Annotated in this window: 21 protein-coding genes; 3 read left to right on the forward strand and 18 right to left on the reverse strand. The window is 33.3% G+C overall.

Translation table 11 applies throughout. The features are described 5' to 3' along the window. The 7 genes from ACTG3Y_RS10165 to ACTG3Y_RS10195 form a co-directional block, all read right to left on the reverse strand. On the reverse strand, window positions 1-1,762 hold a 1,762-nt coding region (locus ACTG3Y_RS10165), incomplete at its 3' end, for a RelA/SpoT family protein (RefSeq protein ID WP_439152814.1). 88 nt (window positions 1,763-1,850) lie between these two features. After that, window positions 1,851-2,840: a 2-hydroxyacid dehydrogenase gene (locus ACTG3Y_RS10170; RefSeq protein ID WP_439152815.1), complete on the reverse strand. Its 990-nt coding sequence runs from the start codon at window positions 2,838-2,840 to the stop codon at window positions 1,851-1,853. A gap of 145 nt (window positions 2,841-2,985) precedes the next feature. Beyond that, a complete protein-coding gene (locus tag ACTG3Y_RS10175; protein ID WP_439152816.1) occupies window positions 2,986-3,165 on the reverse strand; it encodes a hypothetical protein in 180 nt (59 codons plus the stop codon). Continuing rightward, window positions 3,162-3,332: a hypothetical protein gene (locus ACTG3Y_RS10180; RefSeq protein WP_439152817.1), complete on the reverse strand. Its 171-nt coding sequence runs from the start codon at window positions 3,330-3,332 to the stop codon at window positions 3,162-3,164. The genes ACTG3Y_RS10175 and ACTG3Y_RS10180 overlap by 4 nt, the downstream gene beginning before the upstream one ends. Window positions 3,333-3,634: 302 nt before the next feature. Further along, window positions 3,635-4,153, reverse strand: coding sequence for a YybH family protein (locus tag ACTG3Y_RS10185; RefSeq protein WP_439152818.1), 519 nt, complete (start codon window positions 4,151-4,153; stop codon window positions 3,635-3,637). Between the two features lie 217 nt (window positions 4,154-4,370). Further along, window positions 4,371-5,603 (reverse strand): M48 family metallopeptidase, encoded by a 1,233-nt coding sequence (locus ACTG3Y_RS10190; RefSeq protein ID WP_439152819.1) that lies wholly within the window; start codon window positions 5,601-5,603, stop codon window positions 4,371-4,373. A gap of 2 nt (window positions 5,604-5,605) precedes the next feature. Then, on the reverse strand, window positions 5,606-6,403 hold the full coding sequence (locus ACTG3Y_RS10195; RefSeq protein ID WP_439152820.1) for a TrmH family RNA methyltransferase: 798 nt from the start codon (window positions 6,401-6,403) through the stop codon (window positions 5,606-5,608). A gap of 68 nt (window positions 6,404-6,471) precedes the next feature. On the opposite strand from ACTG3Y_RS10195, the gene ACTG3Y_RS10200 reads away from it, so the two are divergent. Further along, window positions 6,472-7,269 (forward strand): DUF6503 family protein, encoded by a 798-nt coding sequence (locus ACTG3Y_RS10200; protein ID WP_439152821.1) that lies wholly within the window; start codon window positions 6,472-6,474, stop codon window positions 7,267-7,269. A 15-nt stretch (window positions 7,270-7,284) separates the two neighbouring features. Here ACTG3Y_RS10200 and ACTG3Y_RS10205 read toward each other — a convergent pair whose 3' ends face one another. From ACTG3Y_RS10205 to ACTG3Y_RS10220, 4 genes are all read right to left on the reverse strand, one after another. Next, window positions 7,285-7,869 carry a hypothetical protein gene (locus ACTG3Y_RS10205; RefSeq protein WP_439152822.1) on the reverse strand — a complete coding sequence of 195 codons (585 nt, stop codon included), beginning with the start codon at window positions 7,867-7,869 and terminating at the stop codon, window positions 7,285-7,287. 43 nt (window positions 7,870-7,912) lie between these two features. After that, on the reverse strand, window positions 7,913-9,223 hold the full coding sequence (locus ACTG3Y_RS10210; RefSeq protein ID WP_439152823.1) for an amidohydrolase family protein: 1,311 nt from the start codon (window positions 9,221-9,223) through the stop codon (window positions 7,913-7,915). 21 nt (window positions 9,224-9,244) lie between these two features. Then, window positions 9,245-12,211 carry an amidohydrolase family protein gene (locus tag ACTG3Y_RS10215; protein ID WP_439152824.1) on the reverse strand — a complete coding sequence of 989 codons (2,967 nt, stop codon included), beginning with the start codon at window positions 12,209-12,211 and terminating at the stop codon, window positions 9,245-9,247. A gap of 80 nt (window positions 12,212-12,291) precedes the next feature. Beyond that, the gene (locus ACTG3Y_RS10220) at window positions 12,292-13,359 is read right to left on the reverse strand and encodes a DUF3810 domain-containing protein (RefSeq protein WP_439152825.1); all 1,068 of its coding nucleotides are present in this window, start codon (window positions 13,357-13,359) and stop codon (window positions 12,292-12,294) included. Window positions 13,360-13,457: 98 nt separating this feature from the next. Between ACTG3Y_RS10220 and ACTG3Y_RS10225 the strand changes: the two genes are divergently transcribed. Beyond that, entirely contained in the window at window positions 13,458-14,924 is a 1,467-nt protein-coding gene (locus ACTG3Y_RS10225; protein ID WP_439152826.1) for an aminoacyl-histidine dipeptidase, read from the forward strand. Between the two features lie 149 nt (window positions 14,925-15,073). Here ACTG3Y_RS10225 and ACTG3Y_RS10230 read toward each other — a convergent pair whose 3' ends face one another. Genes ACTG3Y_RS10230 through ACTG3Y_RS10240 form a run of 3 tightly spaced genes read right to left on the reverse strand, consistent with a single transcriptional unit; the run spans window position 15,074 to window position 17,827 of the window. Then, window positions 15,074-16,234 carry a peptidylprolyl isomerase gene (locus ACTG3Y_RS10230; protein WP_439152827.1) on the reverse strand — a complete coding sequence of 387 codons (1,161 nt, stop codon included), beginning with the start codon at window positions 16,232-16,234 and terminating at the stop codon, window positions 15,074-15,076. Then, complete coding sequence (gldI, locus tag ACTG3Y_RS10235; RefSeq protein WP_439152828.1) at window positions 16,227-16,763, reverse strand: gliding motility-associated peptidyl-prolyl isomerase GldI; 537 nt, start codon at window positions 16,761-16,763, stop codon at window positions 16,227-16,229. The genes ACTG3Y_RS10230 and gldI overlap by 8 nt, the downstream gene beginning before the upstream one ends. A 41-nt stretch (window positions 16,764-16,804) precedes the next feature. Next, window positions 16,805-17,827, reverse strand: coding sequence for a DHH family phosphoesterase (locus ACTG3Y_RS10240; protein WP_439152829.1), 1,023 nt, complete (start codon window positions 17,825-17,827; stop codon window positions 16,805-16,807). 195 nt (window positions 17,828-18,022) lie between these two features. Here ACTG3Y_RS10240 and ACTG3Y_RS10245 point away from each other — a divergent pair, with 195 nt between their 5' ends. Continuing rightward, the gene (locus ACTG3Y_RS10245; RefSeq protein ID WP_439152830.1) at window positions 18,023-18,442 is read left to right on the forward strand and encodes a nucleoside-diphosphate kinase; all 420 of its coding nucleotides are present in this window, start codon (window positions 18,023-18,025) and stop codon (window positions 18,440-18,442) included. 134 nt (window positions 18,443-18,576) lie between these two features. On the opposite strand, the gene ACTG3Y_RS10250 is transcribed toward ACTG3Y_RS10245, so the two are convergent. From ACTG3Y_RS10250 to ACTG3Y_RS10265, 4 genes are all read right to left on the reverse strand, one after another. After that, on the reverse strand, window positions 18,577-18,951 hold the full coding sequence (locus tag ACTG3Y_RS10250; protein ID WP_439152831.1) for a S41 family peptidase: 375 nt from the start codon (window positions 18,949-18,951) through the stop codon (window positions 18,577-18,579). 29 nt (window positions 18,952-18,980) lie between these two features. Next, the gene (locus ACTG3Y_RS10255) at window positions 18,981-19,415 is read right to left on the reverse strand and encodes a S41 family peptidase (protein WP_439152832.1); all 435 of its coding nucleotides are present in this window, start codon (window positions 19,413-19,415) and stop codon (window positions 18,981-18,983) included. Further along, entirely contained in the window at window positions 19,387-19,656 is a 270-nt protein-coding gene (locus tag ACTG3Y_RS10260; protein ID WP_439152833.1) for a hypothetical protein, read from the reverse strand. The genes ACTG3Y_RS10255 and ACTG3Y_RS10260 overlap by 29 nt, the downstream gene beginning before the upstream one ends. 223 nt (window positions 19,657-19,879) lie before the next feature. Further along, window positions 19,880-21,346: a vanadium-dependent haloperoxidase gene (locus ACTG3Y_RS10265; RefSeq protein WP_439152834.1), complete on the reverse strand. Its 1,467-nt coding sequence runs from the start codon at window positions 21,344-21,346 to the stop codon at window positions 19,880-19,882. Window positions 21,347-21,543 lie beyond the last annotated feature (197 nt).

Raw genomic sequence — 21,543 nt, forward strand, 5'->3', positions numbered from 1 at the left:
ATTTAGATGTAATCTCATCTTTATCAATATCTTTTGGTGTATCGGGTTTTCTAATTCTATTTTTAATATAACTCATAAAAGCATTGCTTCGAGATGCGGCAAATGCTTTTAGTTTTGTATTGTCTATTGTACCTATACCAACTCTATAAAATAAATCTAATGATGTGCTCAATTTAAAATAGCTCACCATCTCATTTACTGACTTTTCATTCAGTGTAATTTTCAGTTGTTTTAATTTACGTCTTAGTATTTCTTTACCTTCTTCTGCAATTTCTTTGGTATGTGCATTTAAGGCCGATTTAATTTTACTGCGAGCTCTAGCTGTAGTTGCATAATCTAACCAGTTTGCGTTAGGCTTTGCGTTATCTGAGGTCAGTATTTCTAAACGGTCACCACTTTGTAATTCATGACTTAAGGGTACTAATTTCCCATTAACTTTAGCGCCACGAGTTTTCATGCCCACTTCAGTATGAATGCTAAATGCAAAATCTAAAGGTGTAGCTCCTTTTGGTAAAGATTTTAAATCTCCTTTTGGTGAGAATACAAATATTTCTTTTGAATACAGATTAAGCTTAAATTGTTCTACAAAATCAACGGCATCTGCCTCATTGTTTTCAAGAGCCTCTTGTAATCTGTTAATCCATAGATCTAAGCTGTCTTCTTTTTCGTTTTCATTTTTATATTTATAATGCGCAGCATAACCTTTTTCGGCAATTTCATTCATTCGCTCACTTCTAATTTGCACTTCTACAAATCGACTTTTAGGACCTACTACAGTTATATGCAAGGCTTCATAACCAGTTGATTTTGGTGATGATATCCAATCTCTTAATCTTGTTGGGTTAGGTGTGAAGTGATCTGTAACGATAGAATAAATTTTCCAGGCTAAGAATTTTTCATTTTCTAAATCTGATTTATAAACAATTCTAACAGCAAATTTGTCATAGACTTCCTCAAAAGAAACCCCTTGTTTTACCATTTTTCGTCGAATACTAAAAATGGATTTTGGTCTACCTTTTATCTCATAATTTAAACCTTCCTTATTTAGTGAATTCTCTATGACTTTTGTGAAAGCTTTAATGTAAGCATCTTGTTCTTCCTTGCTTTCTTTCATCTTCTCCAAGATGTCAGTATAGACTTCTGGTTCAGTGTATTTAAGTCCTAAATCTTCAAGTTCAGTTTTAATATTATAGAGCCCAATTCTGTGGGCTAAAGGTGCGTAGATGTAAAGTGTTTCGGAGGCAATTTTAACTTGTTTATCAGAACGCATGGAGTCCATGGTCTGCATATTGTGCAGACGATCAGCAATTTTTATAATAATAACTCGTACGTCTTCATTTAAAGTTAGAAGCATCTTACGGAAGTTCTCAGCTTGGAGAGAGACGTCCATGTCTTTTTTTAAGGATGAAATTTTTGTAAGACCATCAACAATACGAGCTACTGTATCTCCAAATAATTGTTCTATATCCGCTATGGTATAATCTGGATTGTCTTCAACCACATCGTGAAGTAATGCAGCAGCAATCGAAGTAGCATCTAAACCAATTTCTTGAGCCACAATTTTTGCCACAGCAATTGGATGAAAAATATAAGCTTCACCAGACTTGCGTCGTTGGTCTTTATGCGCATCCACAGCAACTTCAAAAGCGTGACGAATTAACTTTTTGTCATCTTTGGTTAGCGTTCGATAGCTTACTTTAAGAAGTTCTTTGTAAGCTTTTGCAATGGCTTTGTTTTCTATTTCAATGGCTTCTTCAGTCATAGAACTAAAGTAGTGAAATGGTTTGTAATGGGCAATAACTTTTACTCGGGAAATTTTTAGAGTTTCGTTAAGCTATTAGGATATGTATTTATTTTACTTCGTTGACTAATTTTCTGTTTTCTTTAAATGCTTTTATATTATCTAAAGTGGTTGTGGTAATCTCGGTCATAGCCTCTTTTGTAAAAAAAGCTTGATGAGAAGTAATTAGAACATTTGGAAAACTCATTAATCTTAAAATAAATTCATCTTGGATAATTCTTTCTGACAAATCGTTAAAAAACAAATTCTCTTCCTGTTCATAAACATCTATTCCTAAGTAACCAATTTTTTTATTGATAAGACCATCGATGACATCAGCTGTATTTATTAACCCACCACGACTGGTATTAATAATCATAACGCCTTCTTTCATTTTTGATATTGAAGTTTTGTTTATAAGATGTTTTGTATGTTCGTTTAAGGGACAGTGCAAAGAAATAATGTCAGCTTGTTTAAAAACTTCACTCAGGTCAAAATACTCTACACCTAAATCTAGGAGGTTTTTATTTTTGTAAATATCAAAAGCAACAATCCTAATACCAAAACCCTTGACTATATTGCAAAACGATTGACCAATTTGACCAGTCCCAATAATACCAATTGTTTTATTTTTTAGGTTAAAACCAATTAAGTTCTTTAATGAAAAGTTACCTTCCCTAACGCGGTTGTATGCCTTATGAGTTTTTCTATTTAATGTAAGAATTAAAGCAAAGGTGTGTTCGGCAACAGCCTCTGGTGAATATGAAGGAACGCGTACGACAGAAATATTATACTTTTTTGATGACTCAATATCAACATTATTAAATCCGGCACAACGAAGTGCAATTAGACCAATACCATTATTCGATAATACCTTTAGTGTAGATTTATTGACGTTATCATTCACAAAAACACACACGGCATCAAATCCATCAGTCAGGCGTGCGGTATCAGTATTTAAAGAGGTCTCAAAATATGAAAATTTGAAATTGTAATCTCGATTATATTTGTCAAAATATTCTCGATCATAAGATTTAGTACTAAAAACCGCGATTTTCATGTATTAATATTTGTGAGGAATTTAAAGAGATTAAAAAAGTGAATGATGGCATTATTATACATCATTCACCTGTTATGAAGAATTTCTGTTGTTTGTATATCTATTTAAGAAATGTAGATAATTTCAAAATTCAATACAACGAAACTTATTTTTCATCAGAAGTCTCGTTATTGGTATTTTCATATTCTTCAAAAATTTCTGTTTTAGTCAGTTCTGGATAATGATTTTCCTTCTGTTTTTTATGTGATTGAAAAATGTTCCAGAAAGTGAAGTATATATACACAGCGAATATAATACCTCCTATGAATAATATTCCCTTATTCATGTTGTACGTCTTTGTCTTATCGCTATTGCGAATAAAAGTATGGTTCCAGGCCAGTGCGCTGAATACTGAGCCTCTTCCGTCATACCATATAAACCTAATCCTACGGAATATAATAAGCATAAAAATGCTAATATGACAGGATACCATTTTAAAAATATTTTTTTCATTTGATATTTTGTTTAATATTTATATAGAAAGTTTAAACAAAAATAAGTAATACATCAGTTAAACATGAAGGAAACATTAATTACGACAAATAATTAACACATTCTTTATGCTTATTAAGAATTATTAACAAATGGAACCATATTCAGTTGTATATAAAAAATACGTTAATAAAAAGACCTTGAGAGGAATTATATATCTTGAATTTTTTGAAGTAATTTTTTTTAAATTAAAGCTAACAAATAAGCGTTAAAATTCCTTATCGAAATTTAACGCTTATTTACTTAAAAGTTATCGTAAAATTTTAGCTCACTTCTTTATTCAACGGTGAGTGATGTTCATGCACCATTTTCCATCCACTATCTGTTTTTACGAATAACAAAGTAATTTGATCATTTACAACTACTAGGTCTTCACCAAACTTGAGATGAAAGTCAGAGTGAAAGGTAAGATTAGCAACATCACCATATACTGCAATTTGTAAATCTTTAGCATCAAACTTAACTACTTCCGTAACAGAACCAAAAACACCTCTTTCATGAGCTTCATTTGCTTCTCCTCCATTTCTGGGCTCTCCGTTTTTAAATTCGGTAAACTTTGGACTGTAGGCATGGAATGAAATTAGTTTATCCATATCTCCATCTTTAATGCTCTGAGCAATTGCTCCGAAGGTTTCCATAACTTCTTTTTTTGCTTCAGGAAATTCATCATTGACGAGATCAATTTTTACTTCCTCAATTTCAACTTTCTTCTCTTCTTGTTTACATCCCATGATTAAAATTCCTACAAGAATAATTTGCGCATAAATTAATTTTGCTTTCATAATATTGTATTTGATTAGTTAGTAATTGATTATCAAGGTACAACATTATTATTTTGCAGAATTTTAAGCAATCATTTAGGTTTGGATTTGAGGCCTAATAACCATATTTAGGATGTGCGTTAACTTTACAAATTTTGATGTATTTAATCCATTTCAAGTCGTGGATTAAAATCAGTTATTAACCAAGATGAACTGTTTGTTTTAGAAAGTTAAGTGCTTACTTTCTTAGGTTTTTAACACGATCTAAAAGTGTTGGATGTGAATAGTGCATAAATACATAAGCTTTATGTGGTGTTAAATTACTTAAGTTATTTTTAGATAGTTTTTTTAAAGAAGTAATAAGTGGCTCAGCTTTGTAAGTGGTTTTAGCATAATCATCTGCCTGATACTCAAACATACGAGACACATAATTCATTATTAAACCTGTGAGTTCCGAAATAGGAGTGTAAAGTAAACCGAAAGCTATTAATCCAACATGAAAACTCGGTGTAGCAACTCCAATAGCATGAGATAATAACGGATTAGTAATAAAAATTGACAAAATATATAAAGTTAAGCCTGTAAGAAGAATTGATGTTACCAGATTGAAAATGATATGCTTTCGTTTATAGTGTCCAACTTCGTGCGCTAATACAGCTACTATTTCTTCATCTTCTAAATCATTAACTAAAGTATCGTATAGTGTTACGCGTTTTTCATTACCGAAGCCAGAAAAGTAAGCGTTGGCTTTAGTGCTACGTTTAGAGCCATCAATGATAAAAATTTTGTTTAAACTAAAACCAACAGACTTAGCATAGTCCGATATCTTTTGTCTTAAATCTCCGTCTTCTAATGGAGTTTGTTTGTTAAACATAGGTACAATAAGACGTGAGTAAAACATATTCATAAATACAGTAAAAATAGTTACGATTCCCCATGCATAAAGCCAAAATTGGTTACCTGTTAATTGATAGAACCATATAATTAGTGCAATGATGCCACCACCAAGAATTGCCATCATCAAAAGTCCTTTTAGTTTATCTAAAACGAAAGTCTTTTTCGTAGTTTTATTAAACCCAAACTTTTCTTCAATCACAAAGGTTTTGTAATAGGCAAATGGTGTCGTTAAAATATCGCTTGCTATCATTATTATACCAAAGAATATGAGGCCTATGATAACGGGTTTGTCAGAATAGCTTCTGGCAATATTATCTACATATTCAAATCCGTCTAAAAGTAGAAATGCTAAAGTGAGAAATAGCGAAAATAATGAAGACCAAATCCCAAATTTATAATTAGTGGTTTTATAGGCTTGCGATTTTTGATACTCTTTTTTGTTGTAAACATCATTTAACTCTTCTGGAATAGGGTCATTATATTGCTTAGCATTAATAGCATTTAAGACTTTATCTTTTATAAAATTGATTACAATAATGGCTATGATAATGTAGAATAGGGTCTGTGCAGTCATATTTATTTAAAATCGCGTTGTCTTAAGGCTTCAAAAATAAGAATTCCTGCAGCAACTGACACATTCATGGAATCAATAACACCTTGCATTGGTATACTTACATTTTGAGTTGCAGCGTCACGCCAATCTTGAGTTAAGCCTGTAGATTCTGTACCAACTACAATTGCCGTTGGTAAGGTATAGTCTTGTGTATGATAGGGCTCTGAATCTTGTAGAATTGCAGAGAATATATTGAAGTTGTATTGTTTTAAAAATGAAATAGCTTTGTTAGAACTCGCTAAGGCAATTTGCGTAGTAAATACGCAACCAACACTTGACCTAATGATATTTGGATTATAAAGATCTGACTTTGGATTAGTGATAATAACTGCATCAATATTTGCAGCATCTGCAGTACGTAATAGAGCACCAATGTTTCCTGGTTTTTCAGGTGCTTCTGCAACAAGAATTAACGGATTTTTTGAGTTGAAATTTAAATTTTCTATCTCGTGATTTTTAGAATGAACAAGAGCAATAACACCTTCAGTGGTATCTCTATGAGCTAATTTTTGAAACACATCTTTTGAAATTTCAATAATTTCAATGCCATATTGAGACATCGCGTGTGCTTCACTTTCTGAAAATAAATCTGGAAAAAATAATAAAGACTTTATTTTGTAACCACCTTTAATAGCAAGTGAAAGTTCGCGTTTGCCTTCAATTAAAAATGTATTGGTTTTTTTGCGCTCTCTAGACTTTTCTTTGAGTTGAACCAGCTGTTTTATGAATGGATTTTGTGGACTTGTAATTAACTTATTCATAGATAGAACAAAAGTAATGTAATTTTATAGTAATTATGGCGTCCAATGCTATAACTAAAAACCGAAATATGAAAAATATTTTATTCGCTTCATTTTTATTTCTACTACTTGCTGCCTGTAAAAGTGACACTAAAGAAAAAACTACCGTTATTGAAACCCTATCAAAAGAAGACATCACTACTAGTCTTTATCCTGAATCTATTACTAAAGTTTTTAAAGCTCATGGTGGTATTGATCGTTGGAATAAAATGCATACCCTATCATTTACAATGGAAAGACCTAATGGTAAAGAGGTTACAACGACTCATTTGAAAACTAGAGCAGAGCTAATTGATGCTTCAACTTATTCTTTGGGATTTGATGGTTCAACTTTATGGATTAATGAAAAAGATGGAAACGAATACAAAGGAAATGCAGGATTTTATAAAGGATTAATGATGTATTTCTATGCTATGCCTTTTATTGTTGGTGATAATGGAGTTCTATATGAAAATACTGAACCATTAATTTTTAATGACAAATCTTATCCTGGTATTTTAATTTCTTATGAAGATGGAGTAGGCGTATCATCTGATGATCAGTATATCATTTATTACGATGAGGAATCAGGGCAGATGCAGTGGTTGGCTTACACGGTTACTTATGGTAAAGAAGAAAAGAGTAATGATTTTCATTTTATAAAATATAGTGAATGGCTGTCTGTTAATGGTTTGTTGTTACCAAAAACAATAGAATGGTATAAATATGAAAATAATTTACCTACTGAAAAACGAAATACTGTGGAATTCACTAATATCATTCTAAGTGAAGAAGCACCAAAACCTTCCCTTTTTAAAATGCAAGAAGGAGCTTATCAGATTAAATAAAAACGTGACTATTTATTAATTACAAAGCAGTGGTAATGGCTCAATGCTATTAATGTCTTGTGAAGGTTTAAGTGTTATGAATTTTGTTAAATCTTTAGTACAGAAATAATACTTTACTCCTTCTTTGAGCTGATTTGGATTATCTTTTGAATCAAGATTATCATCTATCACTCCGTAGGTTTTATAAGTGTTGTATGTCTCTTCCGTAAAAGCATAATTACTGTCCCACCAGAAAAATAAATTTCCATTTTTTTCAATGTACCTTGATGGTATTGTAATGCCTTTGGTACCAATTTTCGATGTAACATCCTCACTAAGTTTCAGAGCATCAGCAGTGATGATAACCGAAATGAGACTTTGATATATATTATCAGTTTTTCGAGGGTCATCCATAAGTTTTACAAGTTGAAGAACCTCAGTGTGTGCAACCGCAAATATCTTATGATTCTCGATAAGTATATTAGAACTATAAAAGTCTGAAATTGCTAATTCTATAGCTTGAGTTGTTGTATCTGAACGTTGTTTTAAGGTGTTAGTGTTATGACAACCTGATGGAAGTACTAATAACAGTGTAACGATTCCTTGTAATAGAATTTTCATGCATAAATATAAAAAAAGCGAGCCATTTGGCTCGCTTTAGATGTTAATCTTGCTGATTATATTTTTCTGAATACCGTTTCCAAAGCTCTGTCTGATGGGTTTCTAGACTCAGATTTCTACCATCAATAAAAGCATAACTTAATTGATTAGTTCTCATATCTAAGGCATCTCCTTCGCTAATAAAAAGTGTAGCACTTTTACCAACTTCCAAGGTGCCATACATATTATCTATTCCTATTATTTTAGCCGCATTATGTGTTATTAACTGTAAAGCTTCTTCCTTTGTTAATCCATAAGCGACAGTTGTACCTGCATAAAACGGTAAGTTTCTAGAATTCATTCGTTCCATTTGTCCGCTTGGTTCTAATGCTACTAAAACACCAGCATCTACTAATTTCTTAGCTTGTTTAAAGGTGTAGTCATAATCATCATCTTCAAGTTCAGGCCTGGTATGTACACGTTGTAGAAAAACAGAAACATTATTCTGCTTTAAGAAATTGGCAATGTTTCCTGCTTGATAACCACCAACAATTGTAATATTAGGAACACCTTGAGCTTTAGCGAAGTTGACTGCGTCTGTAATGCCTTTTTCGTCATCCACGTTTATGTATAGATGTTTAGATCCATCAAATAGACCAACAAGTGCTTCAAAAGGTAGATGCAATTCTTCTTTCCCACCCATGTTATAGGCTTTAGATTCGTTAAAATAGTCCTCTAATTCCTTTACTTGTTTGGCGTAATTTTTATTTGGCTTTAGGCCAGGATCTTCTCCTAACCACCAACGTCCTCTACTGAAACTACTTGGCCAATTAATATGTATGCCATTATCCATTTTTACGGCAGCATCTTCCCAATTCCATGCATCATATTGTACAACTGATGATGTACCTGTTATACGTCCACCTCTTGGAACAACCTGGCCTAATAATACACCATTTGGTCTCATAGACTCAACAATCTTAGATTCTGCATTGTAGGCAATAATACTTCTAATATGAGGATTAAAGGTTCCCATTTCAGATAGGTCATTAGAAGCCTTTACGGCATCCACTTCAACTAAACCTAGAGTTCCGTTAGCTACGATAAAACCTGGATAGACATGTTTACCTTTAGCATCAATGACCTCCATGCCATTCATATCTGTTTTACTCGTTATGGCATCGGCTACCATTTTTAGTTTTCCATTTTCCATGATGATAATGCTATTCTCAATAACATTTCCATTTCCAATATGTGCTGTTGCACCAACAATTGCTATCGTTTTTGATTGCTCTGGTGCAGGTGTTTGTTGTGCGTAACTCAATGTGATACACAACAAAATCAATACGATGTTTATTTTATTTAATGTTTTCATATTTAAATGTGTTTAGTTGTGTTAGTCCATTGAATCACAATGCAATAATACTTTTTCTTTTTTCTTTACCGGTTGAGTTTTTAAGCCTTTGTTTTTATCTTGAAGCATAAGATTTACAAGCTCACTTTTTTCTTTTTTAATCGTTTCTCGCATTTGAGCATCGCGCTCAATATCAAAATAAGTAACACCTTCTATGATTGTCTTTTCTGCTTTAGCATAAACAGAAAGTGGATGGTCTGACCACAATACGATATCTGCATCCTTACCAACTTTAAGACTCCCTACACGATCATCTAAATGTAAAAGTTTAGCAGGATTTAATGTTACGAATTTTAAGGCTTCTTCTTCACTAATTCCACCATACTTTACTGCTTTAGCAGCTTCCTGATTTAATCGTCTAGACATTTCAGCATCATCACTATTTATAGCCACAGTCACTCCTGCGTTATGCATAATTGCTGCGTTATAAGGAATAGCGTCATTTACTTCGTATTTGTAAGCCCACCAGTCGCTAAAGGTAGAACCGCCAACTCCGTGGTCCTTCATCTTATCAGCTACTTTATAACCTTCAAGAATATGTGTAAACGTATTTATATTAAAGTCGAATTGTTCAGCGACTTTCATTAGCATATTAATCTCACTTTGTACATATGAATGACAAGAAATGAAACGCTCTTTATTTAGAATTTCAGCTAAGACTTCCATCTCTGCATCCTTTCGGTAAGGTTTACCACTTTTCTTTAATTCGTCATAAGCTTTTGCTCTTGTGAAATAATCTACGAATACTTGTTCAACACCCATACGAGATTGTGGAAATCTTGCATTTACTCTACTACGAGATTGTTTTACATTTTCACCAAGTGCGAACTTTATGAATTTAGGAGTATTATCATAAACTAAATCATCCGCCGATTCTCCCCATTTAAGTTTTATAATGGCTGAGCGTCCTCCAATAGGATTAGCAGAGCCATGCAAAATTTGAATAGATGTAACTCCACCAGCAAGATTGCGGTAAATATCTATATCTTCATCATCCAGTACATCTTCAATCGTTACTTCGGCAGATGAGTTTTGTCCACCTTCATTAATAGAAGCTGCCGCTATATGAGAATGCTCATCTATAATACCTGCTGTAATGTGTTTTCCTGTGGCATCAATGACTTTAGCATTCCTATCGGATAAATTAGCACCAATTTTAGAAATTTTACCGTCCTTAATTAATACATCCGTATTTTCTAAAATACCGTCCTCTTCGTTGGTCCATACCGTAGCATTTTTAAATAATAAAGTTTCTGATTTTGGTTTTTCAGTAAAGCCATATGCGAGGTTAGGGTATGTCACAGGATTCATATAAGGTTCCTTAGATGTGCCATTCATTTTGTTCTTATCGTCTTTATTATTTGCTTCTGCTTCCTTCATAACCTTATTCGCATAAAATGTTATTTTAGTACCATTAGGCATTGTGGCTTTGCCATTAAGACTATTATTGTCTGAAGTATTGGCTACAATTCTGATATATTCTTTTTTTGTGCTATCTGCAGTTTTGAAGGTGAGATTAACCCAAACGCCTGTATAACTCATTTTTATTCCGAGACTCTTGTCACCCTGTACTAAAGATGCCTTAGGTTTGCTTGTGCTTCCTGAGATTGATAACTTGTAATCATTACCAGATAATTTAAAGTTGTAGTCGCCATCAATATCTTTCACGTTCATGTTAGCAATAACATGAAGTGTTCCTTGTACCCAATTTTCATACAACTTAGTTTTCTTATCAAAAATATCACCATTGGTAATTAAGAAATTAGCATAGCTTCCTTTTTTTAAGGTTCCTAACACCTCTGACTTCCCAAGTAATTTTGCAGGTATTGTGGTTAATGCCTCTAAAGCTTTTTCTTTTGAAAGGCCACTTTCAATAGCTTTCATTAAGTTAGATTTAAATGATTTGGGCGATTTTAATCCGTGTGTGGTTAAAGCAAAAGGAATACCATTTTCAGCTAAAAGTCTTGGGTTGTGAGGTTCTTGATTCCAAGACCGCATATCACTTAATGATAATGTACTCGCTAAAAACGGATTATCTACATCGTAAGCTAACTGAAAATCAATAGGTAAAATTACGGTTGCATTGGTATTTTTTACTTCATCTATTCGTTCATACTCATCACCACCACCTAATATTGTATACTGTATATTAAAGGCATCACCAACTTTATCAGCACGCATGAGATTAGCTCTACTGCCAGCTTCGAATATTTGTAATAAATTCTTATTTCCATTTAAGGCTTCTAAAGAAAGATCTTTTGTATCTACATTGCCATCAGCATACCATTTTGCATCATTATACATTTGACGTAATAAGGCCATACTTCCCATGATAGAAGACGGATAGGATTGACGTGATCTTACACTTTTACTAAAGGACAAATGCTGTGAGGTCTCTCCATCAACTACTCTTATAGAATTATCCGCATTATTATTCAAAGCAATAAGAGCGCCAGTACCACGAACAATACCATCTGGCATATGCGTATTTACTACTCCAAAACCTAATTTGTGCATTTCAGATGCTGTTTTGGCATCGTAAGCAAAACTTGCCATAACATCTTGCTCTGGCATAATGTGGTCATTCCAGTAAAAACCACTTCTACCTGGCCCATACTGTGGTCCATTACCACCACGTTCAGGTTTTTTTACACCAAATGTGGTGTAAATATCAATGAAGGACGGATAAATAGATTTTCCCGTAAGATCAACTTTAGTTGAATTCTTCGGAATACTTACTGATTTACCAACACTAATAACCTTACCTTCTTTGATAAGTAGTGTTCCGTTTTCAATAATTTCTGTGGGTGATACATAGATCGTGGCATTTGTAAATGCCGTGTAGTTGGAATTATTCACTATGACTCCTGAGTTACTAGGAAAATAGTCTTGCGCAAATAACGAAAAACTGCACATAAATATGAGCAGCCGTAAATATGCTTTAATCATAAAATTGGTTAGTTAAATTAGAAATCTAAAGATAATGATATAAGCGAATTATTTTCTATTCTTAAGAATTTTTAACGTTTTCACAATGGTCTATTATCATGGTAGTTAACCAATAATGCGACCACATAACTATAACTTTTCATTCCTGCTGATTGGTTATTTGCCTTTAAAAAGCTATCAAAAGTTTTTTCAAATATGGGTTCTAATGGGTTTTCATACGACATCCAAAAGGCTTGTACTTCCCGGTAATTTTTTATAATTCCGTTATTTACAGTGAGAATGATATTGTTATAAATTTCAGGATCTCGTCGAAACAGTTCTGCTAAACAATAGCGTAAAGCAAATGTGTAACCTGAGTACTGAAAATAAATATCACTATTGTGCATAGCGGCTAAACTACCAATAAAATTTGCTTCATTTTCAGCAGCATAGCCCAATTGATGCGCAGCTTCATGACAGCTGGTTGTTGGAAATTTGTAAGTCGGAATTAAACCATCTACCTGTGCTTCATTTGTAAACGGATTCAAGTAGCCGGAAAAACCCATATAAGTCAGAGGTATGCTGTATATTGATTTCTTAATACTTTGAGGCCTGTAATTGAGATGAGGATAGATTTGAGACAGCGCTGAATACCCATCTTTTACTTTTTTAAAAATTTCGGATTTGGTATACGGTATTTCAACTTTTACCGTATCATTAATTGAAAGTTGATTATGAATACCATTCGATTTTTCAATGAGTTGCTCTGTAAATGACACCAATTGTTCAGTAGAATATTCTGCTTCAATATCTAAGGATTTATTTAAAGGTTGTCTGTAATAATTAAATGCCCAAAGTATATGAAATGCAAAATAGGCTATTGAGAGTGTTACTGCGATATCTAAAAGCCATCGCATCGTATCTTTAAGCATTCGCTTTCTGTTTTTTACTAACCATCTTAAAGTATAAATACTAGCTAAAGTGTAAAAAATATCTCCAACTGAAAATGGAATCCAGCCGAAAACATAGCGCATTAATTTTGAAATGGGAATGTAAATACCATTGCTATAGAATTGCTCAATAAATTCAGGAAAGTGTTTTAAAATAGAAATAACAATTATCTGAATACCCAGAAAAATAACTAGTCCTACTTTAGTGTTTATTCTCATATGCCAAAAATAGAAAAATTTGGTCTTTGTTCTTTGGATATAGACCTCAAAAACGCAAGTCTTTTTTGTACCTTTACAAACCTTTAAAAAAGAAATAAATGAGTAAAGAAATAAGACAATTAGAGCCTAAAGCGTTATGGAATAAATTTGCAGATTTAAACGCTGTTCCGAGACCTTCAAAAAAAGAGGAACGTGTCATAAAATTTATGAAAGATTTTGGGCATAGTTTAGATTTAGAAACTATAGAAGATGAGGTCGGTAATGTAATTATCTGTAAGCCTGCTACTTCAGGTATGGAAGATAGAAAACCAATAGTAATGCAATCGCATTTAGATATGGTACATCAAAAAAATAATGATACCGAATTTGATTTTGACACACAAGGTATAGACATGTATGTGGATGGTGATTGGGTAAAAGCAAAAGGCACAACTTTAGGTGCTGATAATGGTTTAGGAGTAGCAACGATTATGGCCATTTTAGAGAGTGATTCAATTGCTCATCCAGATTTAGAGGCTTTATTTACTATAGACGAAGAAACTGGAATGACAGGAGCAAAAGGATTAAAAGGAGGTTTATTACATGGTGAAATACTACTGAATTTAGATACTGAAGAAGATGATGAAATAGGAGTGGGTTGTGCTGGAGGAGTAGATGTCACTGCAACACGTGACTATAAAGAAGAAGATACACCAGAAATTAAATTAGGTTATGCAATTGAAGTAAAAGGATTGCAAGGTGGTCATTCTGGTATGCAAATACATGAAGGCCTAGGCAATGCCAACAAATTTATGAATAGGCTTTTATTTGATGGGTTTGAGAAATTTGGATTACGAATTTCTGAAATAGATGGTGGAAGTTTAAGAAATGCAATTCCAAGAGAAAGTAAAGCTATAGTTGCTATTGATGCTGTGCACGAATCAAAGTTCATTACAGAAATAAAGGCACATGCAGAAATTATAAAAACTGAATTTAAAACGATGGAACCAGATTTAGAAGTACTTATTTCTAAAACAGAAACACCAGAGAAAATAATGGAGCTAGGTGTGCAAGAGGGAATAACAAGAGCTTTATATGCGGCTTGTAATGGTGTATATAGAATGAGCCCGGATATTCCTGATTTAGTAGAGACTTCTAATAATATAGCTCGTGTCATTGTAAGAGATGGCCAAATTAAGATTGGGTGTTTAATACGTAGTTCGGTAGAGAGTACAAAACAAGATCTTGCAAATACGTTATGTGCAACTTTTGAATTAACTGGATGTGAAGTTGAATTATCTGGAGATTATCCAGGTTGGGCACCTAATATGGATTCGGCTATTTTAAAAGTAATGGTTCCAATTTATGAACAATTAAATAAAGGTGAACAACCACATGTTGCGGCTTGCCATGCAGGATTAGAGTGTGGTATTTTAGGAACTAATTATCCAGATATGGATATGATTAGTTTTGGCCCTAATATCAAAGGCGCACATTCACCAGACGAACGCGCTCAGATATCATCGGCTCAAAAGTATTGGGAGTTTGTATTAGAAATTTTAAAACATATACCGAAGAAGCATTAGATCTGGATTCTGAATCTAATTCAAATGATTGGTTCAAGACCTAAATATATTATGATGTTGATACTAGTTTAGCATGACAAATACACTAGATTATAGACATAAAAAAGGCAGCTGATTAGCTGCCTTTTTTAATTATATACTAGTAGATATTATTCTTTAATACTGGTTAATTGTACATCAAAAACAAGATTTGATTTACCCGGAATAACTGGTGGTCTACCTGCTTCTCCATATCCTAAATAGTATGGAATAAATACCCTGGCTCTATCACCAATTTTCATGTTTAACATGGCTTCTCTAAAGCCTGCAACTAAATTGGCAGTTTCATTGTAAGGCATATCAAACGGTGCATAGCCTCCCTGTTGCTCTTGTCTTTCGTCATATTTACCGTTCTTTTCTGCAACCTCTTTCCATGTGGTCCAGAATAATGTGCCATCTTCAAAATAACCTGCACAATCAATATTTACACGCTGATTAGATGTAGGTGTAGGACCATCACCTTCATTTGTAAAAATCATAGCCATACCTGTTGGCGATTCTATGCGGCGACCATCTAATTCTTCATTTTTCTTCAAAAAATCTTCCTTTGCAAGTTGTGCTAATTCTTCAGCTTTTTTTCGTGCTTCTTCCTTAAGCTTTTCTTGCTTCTCTTTTATTTTAGGCATTTCTTCTTCAAAAACCTTTGGAGCATTAAATGCTTTGGCGTCAGCTCCTTTTCTAATGATGTTAATAGTAGTAATTACAACGTCTTCTACTGGTTTATGATTCCTGGCTTGTGGGTTGATTACTTCAACGTTAGAAATAGAATCGTGAACTTCCATACCTTCTACAACTTGTCCAAATACGGCATGTCTGTTATCTAAACTAGGCCATGGTGCTTCCATAATAAAAAACTGACTCCCATTGGCATCACGTCCTGGATTTGCCATTGATAAAACACCTGGTTTATCATGCTTTAATTCCGGGTGAAATTCATCTGGAAATTTATATCCTGGAGTACCTGTACCTGTTGCGGTTGGATCACCACCTTGAATCATAAATTTATCCATTACACGATGAAATGTTATGCCATCATAAAATGGCTTACCTTTATATTCATCACTAACTAATGGATGGTTACCTTCTGCCAGTGCTACAAAATTTGCTACAGTTACAGGAACTTTATCATAATAAAGTTCTGCAATCATGTTGCCTTTTGTTGTTACGAATTCTGCATAAAGTCCATCATCTAAATTAGGATACTGTTCCTGACAAGAAATATTTGCCAATACAAGTAAAATTACAAATGCTGTAAGTGCTTTTTTAATCATTTTTTTGAGTTATTGTATTTAATGTTACTTCACAAATTAAAGGAATATTAGTTCCTATTTTATTATCATCTCCGTAATAGCCAAAAGCTTTTTGAGATGGAAATATAAATGTTACCTGCTCATCTGGTTTCATTAATTTTAAACCTTCGCGCAATCCGGTAAATAATTCTTCCTTATCCATCACATAGGTTTTGTTAATACTGGCATAAATTTCGTTCCCATTTAAATCAGAAACATTGAAATCAAAATCTACTAGATCGCCAAATTGAGGCTGAATAGTATCTGTTTCAACTTTTGTGTTATAGTAATACCAAAATCCACTTTCTGATGCGATGTATGTATGTTCAGGATTGTTATTTATTATTTTCTGAATTCTTGCTGTTTCTTTTTGATTCAGCTTTCTGTTGCGTTCTGCGGATTCTTTTAAGAATGATCCAGACTGCACAGATTCAGGCATTCTGGCTTCAGGTGATTTACAACTTAAGGCACAGTATGCTATCAAGACGATGAGGCTAAGGTTTTTGCTCACCTTGTTGTTTTTTAACTTATGGTATGTGCTAATAATCAATTTCATGTTTGGGACAATTCGTTTTTATAATTTGGTAATATACTAATAAATTTATCAATGGTAGATTGCAAATCACTTTCACTTCGTCCACCAGCGGCATTAGTATGACCTCCACCATTAAAGTGTGCACGCGAAAATTCATTGACAGAAAACGTCCCTTTACTTCGTAAAGATATTTTTATAATGTCGTCTTGATGATTTTCAATAAAAATAGTAGCAAAGATGATCCCTTTAACAGATAGGGCATAGTTTACAAAGCCTTCGGTATCGCCTTTCTTAAAATTAAATTTGTCTAATTCTGCCTGAGATAATGTTATGTAAGCCGTTCTTAATTCTGGTATCACTTTTAGATTTTGTAATGCTCTTCCTAAAAGCTGTAAACGACTAAAACTGTTAGTATCGTATACCTTATTATGAATTTGAGAATTGTCAGCACCTCTATCAATTAAATCACCAATGATTTGGTGTGTTCTACTGGTTGTTGCTGGAAACCGAAATGAGCCTGTATCTGTCATAATACCTACATAGAGACAAGTAGCAGTGGATGCATTAATCTTATTGGTGTCATCCAGCATTTCTATAAAATTATACACCATCTCGCATGTAGATGACATAGTTACATCAGAATAAGTATAGTTGGCATAAGTATCAGGTTCCTGATGATGATCTATCATTATTTTAGTACAATTATTAGCTTTAATTGTATTACCCAATTGCTCTCCAGCTCTGTGTAAGGCATTAAAATCTAATGTAAAAATAATTTCAGCCTGTTCTAATAATGCATCACTTTCCTCTTTTTGAGAATCGTATTTTAATACGGAATCATCACCTGGTAACCATTTTAAAAAATCTGGATAATCATTGGGAGCAATAACTGTTGCATTATGATTATAACGTTTTAGATAATGATATAAAGCTAATGTAGAACCCATAGCATCTCCATCTGGATTTTTATGAGGAACAATAACAATAGACTTTGGTGAACTAAGAAGTGATTTTATATCTGAAATTTGCGCTTTAATCATAAGCCACGAAGTTACGATTTTTAGAAGTTTTGAAAACTATTTTAATATGAAATTAAGAAGCATTTTTAGTACTGCATAAGCTAGAATTTAATACTGAACTAAAATATAGGTTACGTATCATATACAGAATGACAAAAAAGGTCTTGATAAATTAAAGAAATGCATTACTTTTGCACCACATTTAAAAAAAATTACATGGCAACTAACAGAACATTTACAATGTTAAAGCCAGATGCTGTTGAAAAAGGACACATTGGCGCAATATTAGAAAAAATAATGGCTTCAGGATTTAGAATCGTAGCAATGAAGCTAACACAAATGACTACTGCTGATGCAGAGGAATTTTACGGAATTCATAAAGAGCGTCCGTTCTTTGGTGAGTTAGTAGAATACATGACTCGTGGACCAATCGTAGCAGCAATTTTAGAAAAAGAAAATGCTGTAGAAGATTTTAGAACTTTAATTGGTGCTACAAATCCTGCAGATGCAGCAGAAGGAACTATCCGAAAATTATATGCGGCTTCTATCGGTGAGAACGCCGTTCATGGAAGTGATAGTGATGACAATGCAGCTATAGAAGGTGCTTTTCATTTCTCAGGTAGGGAGATGTTTTAATAAGCCGGCTAAATCATAATATAAAAAGACCATCTAGATAGATGGTTTTTTTATGGATATATAATTAGGTCTTTCAATACTTGTTGGTGAGTATTATTATTTACTAACAACAAAAATTCTGGTATCTTAATTAGTTAATCTTCATTTAATAATTCTTCTAAAATAAAGTTGAGAGATGCATTTTCTCCAGTTGTGTATTCTTTAAAAGTAGGTATGACTTCATAGTCTGGTATTACTCCGCTACCGAATGGTAATTTTGGGTCTACATTCATTATAAATTGTAAGGCAGGAATAAAAATCTCAATTCTTGAATTTGGCAGTACTAATTTTTTGCTGTAACCACTTGTATTCCCTAAATAACCACCACCAGTTTCCTGACCGACAAACGTCGCTAATCCCTTTGTGTATATCATATTACTAAATTCACTTCCACCAGAATAGGTGACAAGACTAATAATCACATAAGTCTTACCTTTATATTTGTACTCAGGTTCTTTTTTATAAGCCATTAGGCCGAACCCTATCCCTTCTTTTCGCTCTAAGGAACCATCCTTATTTTTTTGTTAGCGAAAATACGTTCTAACACTCCAAGTGCGTTTAGTTTAATGGGTTTATCTATGCCATTATCTAAAATCGCTGTTTGTGCCTTTACCCTAACTTTCTTGTATTTTTGGTAATTATTGCCTAAGTAAGAATAGACTAACCCTTCGTTACCTTCTGATCCACCAGTGTTCTTGCTTACATCAATTATGAGTGTTTTTATGTTCTCATAAGTGATAGTTTTAAAACTGTTTTCTAAAAATGATTTTAGATTCTTTTCTTTTGACTCTTTCTTTATATCTCCATTATCGAACGTATGAATACCTAAATAGGCTATAGAATCTTTAAGTATTTTAAATTCCAGTATATCTTTTTTCTGTGGTTTTTTATTTTTTTTGTACCGATTACGTAGATGTGCATTGATGTCCTTCATCGTCCATACTTACAGCTCCAGAAATTTTAATGTCATTTCCAATTTTCACAGCGTGTGAATATCCGTATGCTTTTTCCACTTTTGGTCGAAGTAAAAAGTATTCAGGTTTCTCGGATTCAACTATTACTTCTTTTTTTACTTCTTTTGTTTCATCCTTTTGTTTTTGTTCACAATTTTGAAATCCAAAAGAGAATGCAAAAAGTGCTGCGAGTAAAGTTAGTCGGTTAGTTAGTTTTTTCATATTTCTGATTGTTTAGTGCCTACTTTGGTCGGTTTTCGGCTATTCTGTTTCTAGTTTTTTACTCAATTTCGTCACTTTGGGATATGACGCACAACGTTCTCGGCTATGAGTAGTTGAGTGGTTTAGCACTTAACTTTATAAATACAAGCTAAGTTAGAAATTCCGAAGGAATTTTCAAAGTAGGCGAGAATAAGCGATTACTTATAGCTATTGTTATGTCTCGTTATTTTTCTCCTAAATGTTTTTTATAGAATCCCCAAACTTCTTTGGCTACATTTCTTCCCAATTCAAGTCCTGCAACGTTATCCGCTTGAATGTGATAGCCTCCTAAAACTCTCGAAATACCAGCCATTTCTGCTGTCTCAGTAAAAGTAGGAAATTCTAAAGTTATCGTATCTCCCAAGTTATTAGGTTCAGTCATCGCTCCTGCAACTATTACAGATTTAGAACCAAATTTATCATTTCCAGTCCATATTTTTAATGCCTCTGCACATCCTCCGCTAATTGTACTATGACCTGAAACGTAGCTTGGAAATGGTGGACATAAAAACGTTTCCGGAGAATATGGTCTCCACTGCTTACCGTCCATTTCAATCATGCCTTTTCCTTCTCCTCCCCAAGCCTTAATTTTTTGCTTGTCATAATACTCGTGAACTAATGCGTAAGGTCTTGCATAATCATAAAACATTTTAGAGTCCCAAGACGCGATAAAAGCGTCCATTGCTACAACTTGATTGTAGAAGTACATTTTTACATCTTGGTCAAGTGTATGACTATCTCTTCTTGAAACATCTTGAGCAAATTTCAGCCAATGTCCTGCTTGTTGTACAGATTGAGGTCCGTCTCTCATAAACTCAACCAACGCTTTCTGATAGTCAGTTAAATTAGCTTGCATCTCTATTACTTCTCGCACTTCTTTTTCTAACTGTTCAGAACCTATCATTGGTGGTGGTCCTGGTCTAAATTGGTCTCCTGATTTAAGTGCAATCGGTTTTACTTTGTCCCAATAAGGTGTTAGACAACCAGGTGCAAAAGACCCTCCTTTTCCATCTGAAAAGTATTTAGGTTGCCAACGGTTTGGGTCAACATTTTTATCTGCAGAATTGACCGGTTCATATCCTACATAGTTGAAATAAGGTTCTCCATTTGAGCCATCTTCTTCTCCATATTGATTTGCACCATCTCCCTTTCTTGATTCAATTACTGCTTTGGCTGCTAAGTTGCCAATACCTTCTGGTGTACTTGGGTCTAAACTTGTATTGTTTGGGTCTAACCCTAATTCGGTCATAAAATCTGCAAACAGTTCTTTATCAGAATAATAATATTCATTCATTGTTCGAAATGCAGCATAGCTTATAGCTATTTCTTTATTTTTTAAAGAATGTTCTTTTTCTGGTGTCCTTTCTACATTATTAAGATAAACAGGAATTGCTTTTTCATCATATCTTGACCAAGCATCAAAAACTGAAACGAAAATTAGACCTAAATACCGAGAGGTTATTGTTGGTCTGGGCTTAAATTTTTCTGTATCGTTAGCTGTTGCAGTCAAAGCCATTTGTCCCCATTTATAAGCAATGTTATCAACTCCTTTTGGTTCTTTTACTTCAATTGAACTTTGATGTTTGTTTTGGTTATCCTTACATCCAAAGAAAGTTAAGGTGATGATTGATAACAGTAATATTTTTTTCATTAATCTAATATTGTTTTAGTGTTGAAAGATAAAAATAATTTAGGAAAAAGATATTTCATGATTTGTCTAGATTGATATTGTTAATGAGACACAACTTCCACAGTGTGCCTGTTGCACAACTTTGTTTATAAAGTTACTACCATGGTTATGAATCTGCAATAAAAATCATTAACTTACTGATATGCAAGGCAAAAAGA

This window comes from Winogradskyella sp. (genome assembly GCF_965656915.1).
GTDB lineage: Bacteria > Bacteroidota > Bacteroidia > Flavobacteriales > Flavobacteriaceae > Winogradskyella.

What these genes read in the sequence shown, in the direction of transcription:
- ACTG3Y_RS10265 (WP_439152834.1), bottom strand. Translation starts at nt 21,346, where the DNA reads ATGAAAAAAATATTACTGTTATCAATCATCACCTTAACTTTCTTTGGA.
- ACTG3Y_RS10180 (WP_439152817.1), bottom strand. Translation starts at nt 3,332, where the DNA reads ATGAAAAAAATATTTTTAAAATGGTATCCTGTCATATTAGCATTTTTA.
- ACTG3Y_RS10260 (WP_439152833.1), bottom strand. Translation starts at nt 19,656, where the DNA reads ATGAAAAAACTAACTAACCGACTAACTTTACTCGCAGCACTTTTTGCA.
- ACTG3Y_RS10220 (WP_439152825.1), bottom strand. Translation starts at nt 13,359, where the DNA reads ATGAGAATAAACACTAAAGTAGGACTAGTTATTTTTCTGGGTATTCAG.
- ACTG3Y_RS10200 (WP_439152821.1), top strand. Translation starts at nt 6,472, where the DNA reads ATGAAAAATATTTTATTCGCTTCATTTTTATTTCTACTACTTGCTGCC.
- ACTG3Y_RS10190 (WP_439152819.1), bottom strand. Translation starts at nt 5,603, where the DNA reads ATGACTGCACAGACCCTATTCTACATTATCATAGCCATTATTGTAATC.
- ACTG3Y_RS10215 (WP_439152824.1), bottom strand. Translation starts at nt 12,211, where the DNA reads ATGATTAAAGCATATTTACGGCTGCTCATATTTATGTGCAGTTTTTCG.
- ACTG3Y_RS10205 (WP_439152822.1), bottom strand. Translation starts at nt 7,869, where the DNA reads ATGAAAATTCTATTACAAGGAATCGTTACACTGTTATTAGTACTTCCA.
- ACTG3Y_RS10175 (WP_439152816.1), bottom strand. Translation starts at nt 3,165, where the DNA reads ATGAATAAGGGAATATTATTCATAGGAGGTATTATATTCGCTGTGTAT.
- ACTG3Y_RS10170 (WP_439152815.1), bottom strand. Translation starts at nt 2,840, where the DNA reads ATGAAAATCGCGGTTTTTAGTACTAAATCTTATGATCGAGAATATTTT.
- ACTG3Y_RS10240 (WP_439152829.1), bottom strand. Translation starts at nt 17,827, where the DNA reads ATGATTAAAGCGCAAATTTCAGATATAAAATCACTTCTTAGTTCACCA.
- ACTG3Y_RS10250 (WP_439152831.1), bottom strand. Translation starts at nt 18,951, where the DNA reads ATGGCTTATAAAAAAGAACCTGAGTACAAATATAAAGGTAAGACTTAT.
- ACTG3Y_RS10230 (WP_439152827.1), bottom strand. Translation starts at nt 16,234, where the DNA reads ATGATTAAAAAAGCACTTACAGCATTTGTAATTTTACTTGTATTGGCA.
- ACTG3Y_RS10245 (WP_439152830.1), top strand. Translation starts at nt 18,023, where the DNA reads ATGGCAACTAACAGAACATTTACAATGTTAAAGCCAGATGCTGTTGAA.
- ACTG3Y_RS10225 (WP_439152826.1), top strand. Translation starts at nt 13,458, where the DNA reads ATGAGTAAAGAAATAAGACAATTAGAGCCTAAAGCGTTATGGAATAAA.
- ACTG3Y_RS10195 (WP_439152820.1), bottom strand. Translation starts at nt 6,403, where the DNA reads ATGAATAAGTTAATTACAAGTCCACAAAATCCATTCATAAAACAGCTG.
- ACTG3Y_RS10210 (WP_439152823.1), bottom strand. Translation starts at nt 9,223, where the DNA reads ATGAAAACATTAAATAAAATAAACATCGTATTGATTTTGTTGTGTATC.
- ACTG3Y_RS10255 (WP_439152832.1), bottom strand. Translation starts at nt 19,415, where the DNA reads ATGAAGGACATCAATGCACATCTACGTAATCGGTACAAAAAAAATAAA.
- ACTG3Y_RS10185 (WP_439152818.1), bottom strand. Translation starts at nt 4,153, where the DNA reads ATGAAAGCAAAATTAATTTATGCGCAAATTATTCTTGTAGGAATTTTA.